The organism is Flavobacterium aeripolare, from assembly GCF_013294025.1.
Classification (GTDB): domain Bacteria; phylum Bacteroidota; class Bacteroidia; order Flavobacteriales; family Flavobacteriaceae; genus Flavobacterium.
In genome coordinates this window covers 297,911-315,187 of sequence record NZ_JABSNL010000001.1, presented here as the reverse complement: position 1 = coordinate 315,187, position 17,277 = coordinate 297,911, and the positions used below count along the sequence as shown (strand labels likewise).

The window sequence follows — 17,277 nt, the reverse complement described above, 5'->3', positions numbered from 1 at the left end:
GGTAGTAAAATTGAAGCACTATGAGTAAACGAGATTTAAAAAAATATATAGCTACTCTTACTAAGGAACAATTAGAGGAGCAGTTGGTAGATTTGTATGACAAATTCCCTCCAGTAAAAGTGTATTATGATTTTGTTTTTAATCCAAAGGAAGAGAAACTGCTGCAGGAAGCCAAGCTTAAAATTTCGCATGAATATTTCCCTTTGAAAAAAGGCCGCAAAAAACCGAAAGCTAAGATGCGTAGATCTGTGGCTCAAAAAATCATCAAGCACTTTATAGTATTAGGTGTAGACCCATTTGTAGTTACTAACTTAATGTTGTACAATATCGAAATTGCCCAAACCTATGCTTCAGAAAATACGATTATTCAAGAATTGTTTTTTAAAAGCATGTTGAATTCTTTTGAGCAAGCGACGCAATATGCGGTCTCAAATGGTGTGTTTTCAGAATTTAACGGGAGATTTACAGCTATTTATGAAGAGGCAAAAAGGTTAAAATGGAAGAATAAAGGGCAATTTGAAGCAGTTTTAGAACGATTATGAGTGTAATTCCACTATAAATCAATTTTATTTAAGGTTAGCATTATATTTTATCGAAATTACTGCTGATAAACTGTTTTTTCGGTGTATTTTTGCAAAAACCCAAGAAAAAGCAATGTTTGAAAATTCAATAGAAGAAAAAAAAGAAACTAAAAAACAACTTTACGCATACCAACAAAATGACATTGATGCCATTTTTGAACGTATCGATACTGCACCCAAGAAGCACCATTTGCTGTACCAACTTCCTACAGGTGGAGGAAAAACGGTGATTTTCTCTGAGATTGTACGTAGATACTTGGCTAATAATGACAAGAAAGTAGTTGTTTTAACACACCGTATCGAGTTGTGTAAGCAAACTTCAAAAATGTTGAAAGGTTTTGATGTAAAAAACAAAATCATCAATAGTAAGGTAAAAGAGCTTCCAGATCAAAACGAGTACTCTTGTTTTGTTGCTATGGTCGAAACTTTAAAAAATCGTATCAACGATGAAAAATTACACCTTGATAATATAGGTTTGGTTATTATCGATGAGGCGCATTATAACTCCTTTAGAAAATTATTAAGCTCATTTAAAAACGCATTTATTTTAGGTGTTACCGCAACACCTTTGAGTTCGAATATAAAATTACCAATGCATCAAAGTTATGATGAATTAATCGTAGGTGATACGATAAGTTCGTTAATCGACAATGGATTCTTGGCAAAAGCCATCACTTATAGTTATGATGTGGGTCTTACTTCATTAAAGGTAGGTATCAACGGAGACTATACCGTTAAATCATCTGATGATTTGTATACTAATATGGCGATGCAAGAGAAATTACTGCATGCTTATACCGAAAAGTCATTAGGTAAAAAGACCTTGATTTTTAACAATGGTATCAATACATCATTATATGTATATGAAACTTTTAGAGAAGCAGGATATCCTATTCGTCATTTAGACAATACGAGTAGTACTGAAGAGAGAAAAGAAATACTACACTGGTTCAAGCATACGCCAGATGCAATTTTAACCTCTGTAGGGATTTTGACTACTGGATTTGATGAGCCTACTGTAGAAACTATTATATTGAATAGAGCAACTAAATCCTTGACGTTATATTACCAAATGATCGGTCGTGGATCGCGTAAATTGCCAAATAAAGACATGTTCTCAGTAATTGATTTAGGAAACAATGCAGCTCGTTTTGGGTTGTGGAGTGAACCTGTAAACTGGCAACATATCTTTAAATCACCAGAATTTTATTTAGAGAACTTGCGTGATGATACTGAGATTGAATTGTACTTTAAATATGCAATGCCTCCAGAATTACGTGCTAAATTTAGTAAAACTGCCGAGGTAACTTTTGATGTAGATGAGGAGCACAAGCTTGCCATAGCACAAAACCTACGATCTAAGGTTGTTCTTGAAAAATCACTGGAGCAACATGCAGCAATGTGTGTTGATAATACAGAGACGTTACAAGAAGCTAAATCATTAGGTAAAGAGCTAGACGAAGATATTGATTGTCGTATAAAGCGCTATTCAAAGTGTCTTAGTCAATGCAGTAAGAACTACCGCGAATGGCTTGTTGACGATTACAAATTAAAAATGACCTTATTAATTGGGAAAAAGTATCGTGAGAAAATCATGAACGAACCTGATGACGAGGAATAAAATAAGGAGCTTCCCGGCAGCCATCGGGATAGCTACCTAGTGCTGCGTTCCTAAAAGGACTGCAAAAACTAGAAACCCTATATACAAATGCCCTGTTTTTTATAAAATAATAAATCCAAACAAATGTCAAAACAATTCTCAGATTTAGGAATTGCATCTCCTATCTTAAAGTCACTTACCGAATTGAAAATTGTTACTCCAACAGAAATTCAAGAATTAACAATTCCGTTACTATTGCAAAATAAAACGGACTTAGTTGGTCTGGCAAAAACCGGAACTGGTAAAACAGCTGCGTTTGGATTACCACTTTTACAATTAATAGACAGCGCTGCAACGAACGTTCAAGCCATTATTCTTGTTCCTACAAGAGAGCTAGGACAACAAATATTTAAAAACCTAGAGGATTTTGCTAAGTATTTACCTGAAGTTTCTATAGCAGCAACTTGTGGAGGTATTCCTATCAAACCGCAAATAGAGCGTTTATCACAGCCTACTCATATTGTTGTAGCAACTCCGGGACGTTTAATTGATTTGATTCAGCGCAAAGCAATAAATTTGAAAGAAACTAACTTTCTTGTTCTTGACGAAGCTGATGAAATGGTTTCTATCTTGAAAGAAAGTTTAGACGAAATTGTAGCAGAATTGCCTAAGGAGCACCGTACATTTTTGTTTTCGGCAACCTTACCAGGTACAATCAAGCAGTTAGTTCAAAATTACTTGAATAAAAATGTAGTGCAAGTAAGTGCTAGCATGGAGACTGTGGGAAATCAAGGTATCGACCATGAATATATTGTAGTTGATCCAATCGAGAAATTAGATGTTTTAATGCATTTTTTAAATTCGAAAGAAGGCGAACGCGGAATCATCTTTTGTAAAACAAAAGCTGCTGTAAACAAATTAGCTAAAAATTTAGCAATCAATCGCTTCTCATCTGGAGCACTACACGGTAGTTTGTCACAAGGAATTCGTGATCGTATAATGGAACAATTTCGTGAAGGACATATCAATATATTAGTAGCTACGGATCTTGCAGCGAGAGGAATTGACGTAAAAGAAATTTCGTATGTTGTGAATTACCATTTACCAGATGCTTATGAAGCTTACGTTCACCGTAGTGGTAGAACTGCAAGAGCAGGAGCAAAGGGGCTTTCTTTGACAGTATTACAACCTGAAGAAGAAAAAGAAATAGTTGATTTTGAAAGAGAGTTAGGTATTAAATTTACCCAATTCAAGAAACCAAGTGCCGCAAGTATTGAAGACAACAACATGTTATTATGGGCAAAGCAAATATTCAAAACTAAGCCTAATCATGAAATTGATGCAGACTTAAAAACTAAAGTAAAAACGGTTTTCCATCATCTGACTAAAGAGGAATTGATCGAAAAATTAATGGCTAATTATATTTTGCAAAATAAAAATGAGCCGGTAGAGAAACCAGTCAAAAGACAAAAGATGAAACAGAAATAAAAGCTGTTTCCTAGATTATCAACCATTACAATACTTCAAGGAGTATGTAATGGTTTTTTTTATTTTTATTACACGTTTGATTTTTCACACGATTTCTTTAAGAATACATAGAAGGTACTGCCTTTTCCTTGCACACTTTCTGCCCATATGTGTCCATCATGCTTTGAAATAAAGTCACGACATAACAGTAATCCTAATCCTGTGCCTCTTTCCTCTATATGCTCCTCACTTTTATGAGTTCCAGATTCATCAAATAAATGTTTCAAAGTATCCTCGCTCATACCTAGGCCATTGTCAGAGATTAGTAATGTGGTACCCTCATGATCGATTAGGGAACTAATGCAAATCTTTCCACCCACAGCTGTAAATTTTATGGCGTTAGAAACTAAATTACGAAGTACAGTTTGCATCATATTCTTGTCTGCAACAATACTGTGATTTTCAAATATGTTAAAGTTAATTGTAATTTGCTTGCTACTTGCAACCTCTAGTGGCATTGCTAAGGCTTGAGGAATAAAATCTTTGAGACTAATAAGCTGTGGCGAAAATTGAATTTCGTTTGTTTGCGAAAGTGACCACTCAAGAAGATTCTGTAACAAATTATATGTTTTTGTAGAGGTATCATAAATGGCATTTACAAATTCTTCTTTCTCGATTTCTGCTAGTTCGTTTTGTTGCTCTTTTAAAATTTGGCTTAAGCCAATTAAAGCATTAAAAGGCGAACGTAAATCGTGAGATATGATGGCAAATAATTTGTCTTTAGTTGCATTTGCCTTTTGTAGTTCCTCATTCTTCCTAATATACAACTCTTGCTGCTGTCTGTAATTTGTCTTTAAATAACGTATTGTTAAATATATCGTTAGCAGCAAAATACCTAGGGTTAGTGCGGTATCAAAGTACCTAAAAGACGGATGATCATAATGAACATAGATCATGTCTGGATACCAATATTCTAAAAAGAGCAAACTGTAAGCAATCCCTAATTGAAACAACATCCAAAAAAGCAATTGCTCTTTTTTAACGATAGAAGCATAGATTATAAAAGTTATTGCAAAAATTAAAATAATAGGACCATTTATGCCGCAATTAAAGAGGTATCCTATAATGAGTATTGCTGAGATGCAAATCGCAAATATTGAGAAGGTAGCGCGGGACTGCTGCTTATATCTAGAGAAGTAAAATAGAATCAGTAATAATATTAGTGCAACTAGCAGTACGTATCCAAAAATAAGTAGACCGAGAGAGAAGTTAGCAGGAAACGAAATTAAAAGAACAAGAGAAGTAATCAAACATACGCCATGGAAAATTCTCTTTTCTAGGGAAAATTCCTTGTCTGTACCTATTAAGTCAAGCCACTTTTGTTTGATATTCATAATCAACTTGTTTTGTACAAGTTACAAAAAAAAGGAATACACTAAGTAGAATGTTAATTTTTTAATTAGGAGTCTCTTTTAAGTAGTAAAATAATTTTAACCCTTTTTTAATAGTTTTGATTTAGCTGCTTTTTATAAATTCTCTATATTTATAGCTTTATTTTTTAGCAGCTAATTAAGTAATTCATAGTATAATTACTTTGTTTAAATTTTAAAGTTTGAATAGTAAAAAGTAGCATTTAAATAGAAGATTAATAAAAATTAGTACACCCTTAAAATCACGCATATGGAAATTGTTATTATAGGAGGAGGTTTTGCAGGTCTAAATCTAGCCAAAGAACTACTAGATCAAAAAGACGTGCACGTTACTTTAGTAGATAAGAACAATTACAACTTTTTTCCTCCCTTAATATATCAGGTAGCCACAGCTTTCTTAGAACCTTCAAGTATAAGTTATCCTTTTAGAAAATTTTTTGCTGGGAAAAAGAACTTACAGTTTAGGTTAGGAAAGTTACAGCAAGTAGTTCCTGAGGAGAATAAAGTTATTTTGCACAACGGAGAACTTCACTATGATCAATTGGTTTTTGCTACAGGAGCAGAGACTAGCTATTTTGGAATTGAGAATGTGAAGAAAAACGCCATCCCAATGAAGACATTAAACGATGCCATTGTGATGCGTAATACTATCTTAAAGAACTTAGAGAAAGCCGCCATTTGTAAAGACATGCGCGAGCGTCGTAAACTATTAACGATTGTAGTCGCTGGTGGAGGACCTACAGGTGTGGAAGTGTCAGGAATGTTTGCCGAAATGAAGAAAAGTGTCTTCATGAAAGAATATCCAGAACTGGCTACTGCAGCCAGCAATATATACCTCATCGATGGTGGACCCGCTTTATTGGCACCCATGAGTGAAGATTCTCAAAAAGATACATTAAATGCTTTAACAGATTTGGGCGTAGTTGTAAAATTGAACAACCGCGTTTTAGATTATGTTGATGACACCGTATTTTTAGAAAATGGAGAAACAATTCAAACAAAAAATTTAATCTGGGCCGCTGGTGTTTCGGCAATGACTTTTGAAGGAATCCCTTTAGAAAGTTACGGTCGCGGTCGACGTATGGCAACAGATGCATTCAATAAAGTAAATGCTACCACTAATATATATGCGATAGGAGATACTTGTCTACAATTAACTGATAAAAATTTCCCGCAAGGACACCCACAAGTTGCACAAGTAGCTATTCAGCAAGGAATTAATTTGGCAAAGAATTTCAAGTTAATGATGCAAAACAAGTCATTAAAAGCTTTTGAATATAATGATAAAGGATCGATGGCTATTATAGGTAAAAATAAGGCAGTTGTAGATCTACCCAAGCCTAAAATGCACTTCAAAGGATTTTTTGCATGGAGTATCTGGCTATTTGTTCACCTAATTTCGCTAATCACTTATCGCAATAGAGTTAAAACTTTTTATAACTGGATGATTGCTTACTTAGCTAGTGATCAATCTTTAAGAATGATAATTAGACCAGATAAAAAGGTTAAACTAAATAAAGAAACAAGCTTATAGCTTGTTTTTTTATTTTAGTGTTGTATTTTAATTCTTCGTTTTCCTATTAGTAGTACAATTAACGCAATGATAGTTGACGCTGCCATAATAATGACCATTGGATAAATAGATTCTTTTACAAATGTCCCCACTGCAAATGAAGCAAGCGCACCTAAACCTAATTGTATAGCTCCCATCAATGCTGACGCGCTACCCGCGTTTTTAGTAAATGGAGCGAGTGTAAGTCCGGCTGTATTGGGGTTTGATATTCCTAAACATGCTAAGAATAAAAATAACATAGTAATGGTTTGATATAGCCCTAACATGTTATTAATCGCTAGAAATAAAAAGACTAGAGCCACGGCAGATTGCGTGATTAAAGCACCTAGTATTAACTGCTCGCTACTGTACCACTTTAATAAAACCGAATTTAATTGACTAGCAAGAATAAAACTCAGTGACATGAATGCAAAAATCCAACCGTACATTTTAGGATCTACCTTATAAATATCCATAAATACAATAGGAGATGCAGCTACGTATGTAAACAAACCAGAGAATGCAATTGCCCCTGTAAACGCGTAGGTATAGAATTGAGGTTCTTTTAAAACACTAGCAAAATTAAGTAATATTGGCTTTGGCTTTAGCGAAATAGTAGTGTCTGGCACATAACTATCGGGTAGTCCAAATTGTGCTGCAAGCATGATTATTATTCCAATAAACATCAAAATAACAAACACCATATGCCAACCATACCAGTCGGTTACGTATCCACCTACAGTGGGTGCGAGCATAGGAGATAATCCTACAACCAACATAAGCAGAGAGAAAACTTTAGGTATATCTTTCACAGGAAAGAAGTCACGAACCATTGAAACAGAAGCAACTGTAGCAGCACAACTTCCCACAGCTTGAATAAATCTCAGTCCAATAAAAGTATCGATATCTTTTACAAACACGCAACCTAGAGAAGCTGCAATATAGACTAACATCCCAATAAACAGTGGCTTTTTACGACCGTAACGATCGAGCAGTGGGCCATATAATAATTGTCCCGCAGAAATACCAATGAAGTAACTAGATAAAGTCATTGCCACACTTGCCACAGTTGTGTTTAAATCGGTAGCAATTTGAGCAAAACCAGGCAAATACATATCAATAGAAAAAGGTCCAAGAGCAGTAAGAGATCCTAATATTAGAATCAACTTGAAGTAATGTGCTTTTGTCATGAAGGAATTTATTTTTTTTGCAAATGTAAGTATTTAAAAAGCTAAAATAGCGGTTGTAAATGGCCTAATTCAACGGTTTTATTAAGTAGCAAGTTCCTGCTATTCGTTACAAGCTTACCGGCTTCAAACTCATTTTATAGTATCCCGCAGGAGCTTCTTGCAGTCGCTCTGCCGCATCCATAAAATGTAGTTTTCTTTCCGTTAAGGCTTTACACTACTATCAGGGCTAGGGTGTACTGGTTTTTACAAGAGATCAAGAGTAATAGAATAGTAGCATAAATTAAAAAGGCTATAAAAGTAATTTTCAAAAGTGTTTGTGGTATTTTTGATCTAGCTATTAAAAAAAATGCATGACTACTTCCAGACTTAAGTTTTCTAATCCTATAATCAAAGATGAGATTGAAATTCAATCAAATTCTATGGGAGAACTTGTGTTTACCACACTTGTAAAACCAGGAGGGAAGCAAGCGGGAGTGCATTATCACACAAAAATCACCGAAGTATTTACAATTATCTCAGGAGAATTGAACGTCAATGTAAATAAAGTACGTATGATTCTTAAAAAAGGGCAAACTTTAGTAATTAGACCATTTGACCGTCACCAGTTTTTGAATGAATCAAGCAAGGATGTACTTTTTAAAGTGCAAGTAACAGCTGCAGGAGAAATGCAAATGGGCTTGCAAATAATTTATGGCTTGGCAAATGATAAAAAAGTTTTTAAAAATGGTTTGCCAAAAAATAGCTATCAGGCTGCAATTGCTATTAAAATGATGGACGCTTTTATTCCTGGAGTGCCATTAATTATACAAAAAATAGGTATAAATGTTATAGCATTTATTGGGAGCGTTATTGGGGTAAAAAAGAGATTGATTGCGAGATACTGTAGTTAGTAATTAATTAATTAATACGAATTAGAGTATCGAACTAACGATATGATCTTTTACTGAAAGCTTTTCAAAAATATCGCTACTAAACATATACAGCTTAGAAGGCTTCTTTGACATTTCTGTCTTCTTTTTGTCTTCTAGAGGTACAATGTACGGCTTGCTGATTGCTTTCTTTCGAAAATTACGATTATCAAGTGTTATGTTTAAGGCAATTTCATAAGCTATTTGCAACTCGTTAAGAGTGAATTTCATGGGAACTAAATTAAACATAATGGGTTCAGTCATTATTTTACTTTTTAAATCCTCATAAGCATCTGTAATAATAGACTCGTGATCAAACCCTATCTCGGGTAATTTATTTATGGGAAACCATTTAAGATCTTCCTTTTCCTCTATATTAATAGTCTCTATAGGTAGTGCTAAATAGTATACAACAGTTAGATTGCGAGATTCTACTCCTTTACTTCTTGTCCATAATAGATCTTTCTCAGTGTTCACGCGGCGATTGCTACCGTATGTTTTAAATTGTTTCTTGTTTGTAAGCGGCTCCTTAGTGAAGTTTTTTAAAATAGAATCTGCAGATTGTTCTAAGTTGCTGCTCTTGTAAACATGTTGTCCAGGAAGCATCCAGTCATCAATAACTGGAAAATTATCGTCAAATAGATTCAGCGTTCGCTTGTTTAGTAACACATTGAGGTTATCAGCATCTAGACCAAAAATTACACATGCTACCGATAAGTTATTTATTTTTCTAAAATCCATAATTTGTGATTACTCAAGTAACGATCAAATACAAATATAAAGAAATTATGCACGAATAAGTTACTGTTTGTTTCTTCTTTGTAGTTAGAAATAGCTTTTTTACTTTGCAGGCTATTCTCTCCTAAACTGGGGGGAGATTTCAATTTAAAAGTGTATTTTTATATATTGAAAACAACTTCTATCAATTAAAGATTACTCTACTAATATGGCCAAATTTTATTCCTTAAATGCTGAAAATTTAGATCTTTTACCAGCAAAGGTAGTCGTACCATCTTACGATCGGGACGTTATAAAAACTAGTGTTTTACACATAGGTGTAGGGAATTTCCACCGTTCGCATCAAGCATATTATGTCAACGAACTCATTGACAAGCATAAAGAATTAAACTATGGTATTTGTGGAGTTGATTTATTAGATTCTAATAGAAAAATGTATAATATCTTGAAGGATCAAGATGGACTGTACACCGTATATATCAAAGAAGCAAATGGTGCACATAAAGCAAAAATAATAGGATCCATTGTTGAATATTTCTATGGTCCAGAAAATCCGCTAGCGGTTATAGAGCGCATGGCAAGTCCTGATATCAAGATTATTTCTCTAACAATTGCAGAAGATGGCTATCATTTAAACGAAATTACAGGCGCATTTGATATAAATCATCCTGCGGTTACAGAGGATATTAAAGATCCCTTTAATCCTAGAACAGTTTTTGGTTATTTGACGCAGTCTTTTAAATTGAGAAAACTACGCAATTTATCAGGTTGTACAGTATTGTCCTGCGACAACATAAAATCCAATGGGGATACAATGCGTCAATCGTTGTTAGATTATGTAAGTAAGGTTGAGCCAGATTTAGTTACGTGGATTATTGATAACACAACTTTCCCTAATACGATGGTCGATCGCATTAATCCCATCACAAGCTCGATTGATCGCAATGCTTTAAAGCAAGATTTTGCTATTGACGATCAATGGCCTGTTATTGTTGAGCCTTATTCACAATGGGTGATCGAAGATAAATTTGTTCATGAAACACCGGCGTGGGAGCAAGTAGGAGTGCAGTACACTGATGCTATTGGGCCTTTTGAAAATTTAAAACTACAGTTATTAAATGCGAGCCATACTATTTTAGGAATTTTAGGTTCATTACATGGGTATAAGACAGTTTATGAGGCAGCAAGTGATGTAGATTTCTTAACGTTTTTACAATCATTTCTAGACGAGGAAGTTTCGCCCACATTAGTCGATTCATCGGCAGCAGCAATTGATGCGTATAAAAAAAGTATTCTGACAAGATTTCAGAATTCACATATCAATGACCAGTTGTTCCGTATTTGTCAGGAGAGTTCTGCTAAGGTTCCTTTGTTTATATTATCGACAGTAAAAGCACAGTTGCTTTCGAATAAAAAAATAAAGAAAGCAGCATTTATTATTGCTGCATGGTCTAAATATAATGACGGTATCGATGATCATGGCAATAGTTACGAGATTATCGATACTATGAGCGGTACTTTGATTAGAACGGCGGCACTTTCGATACAAAACCCAATGAAATTTATCGAAATAAAAGCCATCTTTGACGATTTAGCCCAGCACACACAATTTTCAAATGCCTATCTAGCTGCAGTTGAGAAAATTAGGAGTAAAGAAATTAAGCAATGTATTATGGAGGAAAACCAACAATAGAAAGGGAGTACTGTTTATTAGTATAAAGAGAAAAGCTTCATAAAATTAATTATGAAGCTTTTCTTTTTATACTATAACAGTATCTAATTCCTAACGTGTGTACTATTTATTCTGTTTATAGTGTGCTCGTGCCAATAAGATTAGTAATATCCTCAGCCGTTATTACTGGATTTGCACCCTCTCGGCTGGCTACTAGTGCGCCAATTGCACAGGCATGATCGATAGCTTCTTGCGGATCATCGTTATTCATTAATTTGCTGGTTATGGTTGCTAGGAATGAATCTCCAGCACCCACAGTATCGACTACCTCAACATGATATCCTGAGTTATAATAAAAAGTACTATCTATGTATAGAACAGCACCTTGACTTCCTCTAGTTACACAAATACATTTAGCCTTTGTTTTCTCAGCTATAAACAAAATATTGTGGTCAAATGACTGATCTGTAGATCCTAGAAGAGTAGCTACTTCATATATTTCGTCATCGTTGAATTTTATAAAATCGGCCTGAACCAATAAATTTTCCAATACTGCAGCCGTATAATGAGGTTGACGTAAGTTAACATCAAATATTTTATAATTTGCAAATTTTAAAAGTTCGTTTAGCGTATTTGCCGTTACTTCATTACGAGAAGCTAAACTTCCGTAAATAAATATGTCAGCCTCCTTTACAAGTGTGATTGCCGCATCTGTAAGTTGGATATTATCCCAAGCTCTCGGTTGCATAATATCATAATAAGCAGATCCTTTTTCATCAAGAGTAACTTTAACCTTGCCCGTTTTATACTGCTCATCAATTTGAACTGCAAGAGTAGCTACAGCGTTTTCATTCAAAAATTGAATGAGCTGTTTCCCTTTTTTACCTTTTCCCACACGGCTTATAATCCCTACTTCATTACCCATAGATGCTAATCGTATGGCGACATTAAGCGGAGCACCTCCAATTTTTTTGTGAGTAGGGAATACATCCCATAATATTTCTCCAAAACAAGTGGCTTTTATCATAATTTGAAATTTATGAATTGCTATTCAATTCGATTATACATTTCGTCATACCATAAGCGTTGATGTCGTTGTAAGCTTTTGTATATGCTTTTACAAATACTTCAGATGTACTAACTGAACCAAATACGGCTTCAATTTGTATGAAAGTTATCGGATTTGTTTGCGCTAGTTGCGCTTTTGCAAATAGTAAATCTTGCAATGCGTCTTTAATAGTGATGCGTTCGTTTTTCTCGTTTATTCCCAAACTATAAATTGCCCAAGCTGCAATAACAAATGCGGCGTTTGTGACAGTTCTATTGGCGGTTAGTTGACTTACAACTGTTGGCATAATAAATTTAGGCATTTTTGCTGATGTCTCTGAACAAATACGTTCGATTTGGTCTTTGATATATACGTTGCTAAAACGTGCTACCAATGTTTTCTTATATTGAGCTAAATCTACTCCTTCAAGATTATTTAAAGTAGGTGTGACCTCATTGTCTAAATAATTTGCTAAAAACTGCGCGATCTCTGGATTATGGATTGCTTCGTCGATAGTATTGTACCCCATTAAACTACCTAAAATCCCCACCACGCTGTGTCCTGCATTTAGTAATCCTAATTTCATCTTCTCGAAAGGAGCAACATCTTTGACAAACTGTACTCCTACAACCTCTAGATTAGGTCGTCCAGCGATAAAATCATCCTCGATAACCCACTGCTGGAACGATTCGCAAACCACAGGCCACTGATCATCTATACCTGAAGTTTCTAGTAATAATTGCATATCTGAAGATACTGTTGCAGGTGTTATGCGGTCCACCATACTATTAGGGAAAGAAACATTAGCCTCTATCCAGTCTAATAATTCTGGTTCAGCAAATTGCACATAGGCTAGTAACATTTTTTTAGTGACATGACCATTTCCTTCAATATTGTCACAAGATAAAATGGTTACCGCACCATTATTTTGAGCTTGACGAACTTTTAATGCTTGCGTTAAATAACCAAAAATCGTCTTGGGATCAGATGGATTATTTTTATCTGCAATAATAGCAAGATTATCATAATTAAAAGTTCCAGTTGCTTCGTTTAAGTTGTATCCTCCTTCAGTGATTGTAAGAGTGATAATCTTTGTTGCTTTATCAGCCATTTTTTCAATAACGGCTTTTGGACTATCGGGCGCAAATAAGTACTCTGTGATAGACCCTATAACTTCTTTAGTTAAGGTACCATCTAATTCTTTAATTATTAGCGTATACAAACCGTCTTGATCTTTTAAGACATTGTATATTTTTTGGTCGAAATTAAGTAATGCAACTCCACAAATACCCCAATTAGCATTAGCAGTATCCTCTAGCAATTGATCAATGTACATTGCTTCATGCGCTCTGTGAAAACCACCAACACCTACATGTACAATGCCTGTTGTAATATTTTGTCTGTTGTAATTTGGTACAGCCACACGTTCAGAGATTGCTGATAAGTTGCTGTTATTTAATTTATAATGCTTCATGATTTATTGTTTTTTTCCTTCAAATTTTTGAAATAATACTGCTAGAATGATAATTCCTCCTTTTACGACTTGTTGCGGGTAAGAAGGCACATTTAAAAGATTTAAGATGTTCCCTATTAATCCTAATATTAGCACACCCATCAAAGTATTGATTGCAGTCCCTTTACCGCCATTTAAACTTGCTCCTCCAATAACTACAGCTGCAATAGCATCAAGTTCCCATGAAACGCCCATATTAGGAGAACCTAGATTAGTTCTCGAAGCAGTTATTATCGCTGCAATGGCAGCTAATGATCCAGACAACGCATATACTAAAAATTTATATTTATTGACTTTGATACCAGATAGGCGAGAAGCCTCTTCATTGCTACCCATAGCGATTACTAAACGACCAAACACATTATATTTTAACATTACCGAAGCCATAGCAACAATAATAAAAAAGATGATTGCTATGTTAGGAACGCCAAGAGTTGCATTGTTTGCAAAATCAGACATGAATGCTCCTCCAGCAGATTCAAAAGTAACAGGCGAACCCTTAGCGTAAATAAAACCCAAACCTCTCGCGATAGTCATTAAAGCTAGGGTCGCTATAAAAGGGGCCATCTTTTGATAAGCAACTAAGTAACCCGAAACACTACCAAGGGCAAATCCCATTGCAATTGTAAGTACGATAGCAGCCGGAAGAATGACAACATTAATTAGCAATGCAAAGGTTACGGCAAGCAGCGCTACTAGCGAACCAACAGAAAGATCAATTCCTCCTGTTAAGATGACAATTAGCATCCCAATACTGATAATGCCAATTCCTGAGACCTGCTTTAATAAATTAGATAAATTGGTTTGTGTAAAGAACACATCAGATATTAAAGCTGAGAAAATCATTAGCAATACAAAAATGACAATTGTATTGTGCTTAATTAGGAACTTTAGAATTCCGCTTGGCGTGCTAAGCTGTTGTTTTATAGTTAAATTCATTAGGTTGTATTTTTATATTATTTAAAATTTAATTTTCAATTCCTCACCAATAGAATACCTTAAAATATTCTCTTCAGAAAACTCTTCTTTAGGTAACTCACCAAAAATGCTTCCTTTATGCATGACTAATATTCGATCTGCAATTCCCATTATTTCAGGCATGTCAGACGAGATTACAATTACAGCGACTCCCTTCTTAGCCACTTCATTAATCAAGTTGTATATTTCGACTTTTGCACCTACATCAACACCTCTTGTAGGTTCATCGATGATGATAAGTTTACTATCAATACTCAACCATTTTGCAAGAGCTACTTTTTGTTGGTTCCCACCTGATAGATTTTGCACATCAATCTCAGCATTTGGTGCTTTGATGTTGAGTTTTGCTATTAAATTTTGAACATTATTTTGCTCTTTTTCATTATCTATAAAACCGAGCTTGCTAGCAATAGGTTTAAAACTGGTAATACTTATATTTTTTCGAATAGATAAAGGAAGAAAAACACCTTCTTCTTTTCGATCCTCAGATACAAAACCTATCTGTTGTCTTACTGCATCTACAGGATTTCTAGTGCTGATGACTTTCCCGTTTAAAGTTAGTGTCCCCGATTTCTTTTTATCGGCACCAAAAATTAGTTTAGCCATCTCTGTACGACCGCTTCCTCCTAAACCAGCGACTCCTAAAACCTCTCCAGCACATACCGAAAAAGAGACCTCTTTTACAAAACCATCGGCTCCACTTAATCCTTCAACTTCAAATACAGGATCTTTGCTAACGGTTACATTTCGAACAGGGAATAAATCTTTCAATTCTCTACCTATCATCAACCTGATGACGCCATCTTTATCGATGTTTTCTGTAGAAACGCATCCTGTGTCAACACCGTCTTTTAAAACAGTAATGGTATCTGCTATTTTGAATATTTCCTCTAAGTGGTGCGAAATGTAAATAATAGACATACCGCCTTTTTTCAATCGCTCTAAATTTGCAAATAATTTTTTAGCATCATTTGGATCAAAGACAGTTGTAGGCTCATCGAGAATCAAAACTTTAGTATCTTCTGATAATGCTTTTGCGATTTCGACCACTTGTTTTTGAACGATACTTAAATCTCTAACAATTGCTGAAGCATCTATCTCAAAACCTAATGAATCGATTAGTTCTTGTGCGTCTTTTGTGATTTTTTTCCAATTCATCCAAAACTTACTTGCACCCAATTTATGCAGGTATATATTTTCGGCAACTGACAAATCGTTTACCAATGAAAGCTCCTGATATACGACACTAATACCTAATAGTTGACCATAGTGGGTATTTTTAGGACTGATTTCAATGCCATTTAGCAATACCGTCCCGCTGTCTTTTTGGTGTACACCACTTAAAATTTTAATCAGTGTTGATTTTCCAGCACCATTCTCACCAAGCAAGGCATGGATTTCCCCGTGTTTTACTTTTAGATTTACACCTTCAAGAACAGAAACAACTCCAAAACTTTTAGTTATTCCAGTCATTTCAAGACGGTATTCGCTTTCTGAATTTCCCATTTGAGTACTTTTTTAAATTTTAAAACAATGCTTTTGGATTGTAATATTGAGCAGCGTTTTCCTTAGTGATCAATAAAGGAGCTGTGTATGATTTGATAGGAAAATCTCTCTTTCCATTGATGTATTGTATAGCGCATTCTACTGCATTTCGACCTATTTGAACGGGACTATTCATGGCAGTACAACCGTAAAAATCAGTATCCATGATGTATTTAATCGCTTCTTTTTGACCGTCTGCACCAGCAACTATTAAAATATCATTTGTTTTACCCGCTTGAGCAATCGCTTTTATTGCCCCTAGAACACAAACATCAGATTCTGTAATAACGACATTAATATCTGGATGGGCTACTAAAACATCTTCCATAGCTTTTAACCCACCTGCGTAAGTCCATTCTGTGTACATTTGAGTAACTACATTTAGATCAATATATCCTAAAGTTCGCAATTGCTCTTCAGTGATTCCTTGTAACAAACCTTGTTTTCTAGTTAATCCTACAGGATTTCCAGCATTCCCACTTAGTAAAGCGATTTTCATTTTTTTAGTTCCAAATTTCTTTGCTACCCAAGCACCAGCTAATTCTCCATTAGCCAAATTATTTGATTGGATTGTTGTCACAAAATCGGCAGAAGGATCTATTGAACTATCGATAATAAATACGGGAATACCTGCTGCTTTAGCTACTTTAGTTACGGCCACTAAAGCCATTGGGTCTTTAGGGTTTAACAATAAAGCATCAACACCTTTTGTAATTAAGTCTTCAACGGCAGCAATTTGTTTGTTGATATCACCTTGACCGTCAGCAGATAAAAACTCCATTCCGTTAACTTCCGTATTTTCTTTGATACTAGTTAAAAGCGCTTGGTAGTAAGGAGCATCAAGGGACGGAGTACAGTATCCTATCTTCATTCCTTTAAGATCTTTTACACTTTCTATTTTAGTAAGTTCAGTGCCAGTTGAAGGGGCATCTGCTTTTTTGTTATCACCTTTATCGATACAGCTAACTGCACTTAAAGTGATTGCCAACATTAATAGTGGCTTAACTGCTTTTTTGAAAATTGTTTTCATATAATAATTTTTAAGAGTTATCGTT

The 17,277-nt window shown here is 34.9% G+C and carries 14 protein-coding genes; 6 read left to right on the top strand and 8 right to left on the bottom strand.

Annotated features, from left to right (window positions below; translation table 11 throughout):
- Positions 1-20: 20 nt before the first annotated feature.
- The 3 genes from HNQ00_RS01370 (at position 21) to HNQ00_RS01360 (ending at position 3,669) form a co-directional block, all read left to right on the top strand.
- Entirely contained in the window at positions 21-542 is a 522-nt protein-coding gene (locus HNQ00_RS01370; RefSeq protein ID WP_173836337.1) for a DUF6155 family protein, read from the top strand.
- 112 nt (positions 543-654) lie between these two features.
- The gene (locus HNQ00_RS01365) at positions 655-2,202 is read left to right on the top strand and encodes a DEAD/DEAH box helicase (RefSeq protein ID WP_173836335.1); all 1,548 of its coding nucleotides are present in this window, start codon (positions 655-657) and stop codon (positions 2,200-2,202) included.
- Between the two features lie 123 nt (positions 2,203-2,325).
- On the top strand, positions 2,326-3,669 hold the full coding sequence (locus tag HNQ00_RS01360; RefSeq protein ID WP_173836333.1) for a DEAD/DEAH box helicase: 1,344 nt from the start codon (positions 2,326-2,328) through the stop codon (positions 3,667-3,669).
- A 68-nt stretch (positions 3,670-3,737) separates the two neighbouring features.
- Here the strand turns inward: HNQ00_RS01360 and HNQ00_RS01355 are convergent, their stop codons facing one another.
- Complete coding sequence (locus HNQ00_RS01355; RefSeq protein WP_173836331.1) at positions 3,738-5,042, bottom strand: sensor histidine kinase; 1,305 nt, start codon at positions 5,040-5,042, stop codon at positions 3,738-3,740.
- A 286-nt stretch (positions 5,043-5,328) separates the two neighbouring features.
- On the opposite strand from HNQ00_RS01355, the gene HNQ00_RS01350 reads away from it, so the two are divergent.
- Entirely contained in the window at positions 5,329-6,612 is a 1,284-nt protein-coding gene (locus HNQ00_RS01350) for an NAD(P)/FAD-dependent oxidoreductase (RefSeq protein WP_173836328.1), read from the top strand.
- 14 nt (positions 6,613-6,626) lie between these two features.
- Here the strand turns inward: HNQ00_RS01350 and HNQ00_RS01345 are convergent, their stop codons facing one another.
- Positions 6,627-7,820 carry a multidrug effflux MFS transporter gene (locus tag HNQ00_RS01345; protein ID WP_173836327.1) on the bottom strand — a complete coding sequence of 398 codons (1,194 nt, stop codon included), beginning with the start codon at positions 7,818-7,820 and terminating at the stop codon, positions 6,627-6,629.
- 350 nt (positions 7,821-8,170) lie between these two features.
- Here HNQ00_RS01345 and HNQ00_RS01340 point away from each other — a divergent pair, with 350 nt between their 5' ends.
- On the top strand, positions 8,171-8,710 hold the full coding sequence (locus HNQ00_RS01340) for a cupin domain-containing protein (protein ID WP_173836324.1): 540 nt from the start codon (positions 8,171-8,173) through the stop codon (positions 8,708-8,710).
- Positions 8,711-8,731: 21 nt separating this feature from the next.
- Here HNQ00_RS01340 and HNQ00_RS01335 read toward each other — a convergent pair whose 3' ends face one another.
- A complete protein-coding gene (locus HNQ00_RS01335; RefSeq protein ID WP_173836322.1) occupies positions 8,732-9,469 on the bottom strand; it encodes an NUDIX hydrolase in 738 nt (245 codons plus the stop codon).
- 205 nt (positions 9,470-9,674) lie between these two features.
- Between HNQ00_RS01335 and HNQ00_RS01330 the strand changes: the two genes are divergently transcribed.
- Positions 9,675-11,159, top strand: a complete 1,485-nt coding sequence (locus HNQ00_RS01330; protein WP_173836320.1) for a mannitol dehydrogenase family protein — start codon at positions 9,675-9,677, stop codon at positions 11,157-11,159.
- A 115-nt stretch (positions 11,160-11,274) separates the two neighbouring features.
- Here HNQ00_RS01330 and HNQ00_RS01325 read toward each other — a convergent pair whose 3' ends face one another.
- Genes HNQ00_RS01325 through HNQ00_RS01305 form a run of 5 tightly spaced genes read right to left on the bottom strand, consistent with a single transcriptional unit; the run spans position 11,275 to position 17,252 of the window.
- Positions 11,275-12,165, bottom strand: coding sequence for a carbohydrate kinase family protein (locus tag HNQ00_RS01325; RefSeq protein WP_173836318.1), 891 nt, complete (start codon positions 12,163-12,165; stop codon positions 11,275-11,277).
- 10 nt (positions 12,166-12,175) lie between these two features.
- Positions 12,176-13,660 carry a mannitol dehydrogenase family protein gene (locus HNQ00_RS01320; protein ID WP_173836316.1) on the bottom strand — a complete coding sequence of 495 codons (1,485 nt, stop codon included), beginning with the start codon at positions 13,658-13,660 and terminating at the stop codon, positions 12,176-12,178.
- A gap of 3 nt (positions 13,661-13,663) precedes the next feature.
- On the bottom strand, positions 13,664-14,638 hold the full coding sequence (locus HNQ00_RS01315) for an ABC transporter permease (protein WP_173836314.1): 975 nt from the start codon (positions 14,636-14,638) through the stop codon (positions 13,664-13,666).
- 21 nt (positions 14,639-14,659) lie between these two features.
- Positions 14,660-16,183, bottom strand: coding sequence for a sugar ABC transporter ATP-binding protein (locus HNQ00_RS01310; protein WP_173836312.1), 1,524 nt, complete (start codon positions 16,181-16,183; stop codon positions 14,660-14,662).
- 19 nt (positions 16,184-16,202) lie between these two features.
- Entirely contained in the window at positions 16,203-17,252 is a 1,050-nt protein-coding gene (locus HNQ00_RS01305) for a substrate-binding domain-containing protein (RefSeq protein ID WP_173836310.1), read from the bottom strand.
- Positions 17,253-17,277 lie beyond the last annotated feature (25 nt).

What these genes read in the sequence shown, in the direction of transcription:
- HNQ00_RS01365 (WP_173836335.1), top strand. Translation starts at nt 655, where the DNA reads ATGTTTGAAAATTCAATAGAAGAAAAAAAAGAAACTAAAAAACAACTT.
- HNQ00_RS01330 (WP_173836320.1), top strand. Translation starts at nt 9,675, where the DNA reads ATGGCCAAATTTTATTCCTTAAATGCTGAAAATTTAGATCTTTTACCA.
- HNQ00_RS01310 (WP_173836312.1), bottom strand. Translation starts at nt 16,183, where the DNA reads ATGGGAAATTCAGAAAGCGAATACCGTCTTGAAATGACTGGAATAACT.
- HNQ00_RS01305 (WP_173836310.1), bottom strand. Translation starts at nt 17,252, where the DNA reads ATGAAAACAATTTTCAAAAAAGCAGTTAAGCCACTATTAATGTTGGCA.
- HNQ00_RS01315 (WP_173836314.1), bottom strand. Translation starts at nt 14,638, where the DNA reads ATGAATTTAACTATAAAACAACAGCTTAGCACGCCAAGCGGAATTCTA.
- HNQ00_RS01320 (WP_173836316.1), bottom strand. Translation starts at nt 13,660, where the DNA reads ATGAAGCATTATAAATTAAATAACAGCAACTTATCAGCAATCTCTGAA.
- HNQ00_RS01370 (WP_173836337.1), top strand. Translation starts at nt 21, where the DNA reads ATGAGTAAACGAGATTTAAAAAAATATATAGCTACTCTTACTAAGGAA.
- HNQ00_RS01350 (WP_173836328.1), top strand. Translation starts at nt 5,329, where the DNA reads ATGGAAATTGTTATTATAGGAGGAGGTTTTGCAGGTCTAAATCTAGCC.
- HNQ00_RS01355 (WP_173836331.1), bottom strand. Translation starts at nt 5,042, where the DNA reads ATGAATATCAAACAAAAGTGGCTTGACTTAATAGGTACAGACAAGGAA.
- HNQ00_RS01335 (WP_173836322.1), bottom strand. Translation starts at nt 9,469, where the DNA reads ATGGATTTTAGAAAAATAAATAACTTATCGGTAGCATGTGTAATTTTT.
- HNQ00_RS01360 (WP_173836333.1), top strand. Translation starts at nt 2,326, where the DNA reads ATGTCAAAACAATTCTCAGATTTAGGAATTGCATCTCCTATCTTAAAG.
- HNQ00_RS01345 (WP_173836327.1), bottom strand. Translation starts at nt 7,820, where the DNA reads ATGACAAAAGCACATTACTTCAAGTTGATTCTAATATTAGGATCTCTT.
- HNQ00_RS01325 (WP_173836318.1), bottom strand. Translation starts at nt 12,165, where the DNA reads ATGATAAAAGCCACTTGTTTTGGAGAAATATTATGGGATGTATTCCCT.
- HNQ00_RS01340 (WP_173836324.1), top strand. Translation starts at nt 8,171, where the DNA reads ATGACTACTTCCAGACTTAAGTTTTCTAATCCTATAATCAAAGATGAG.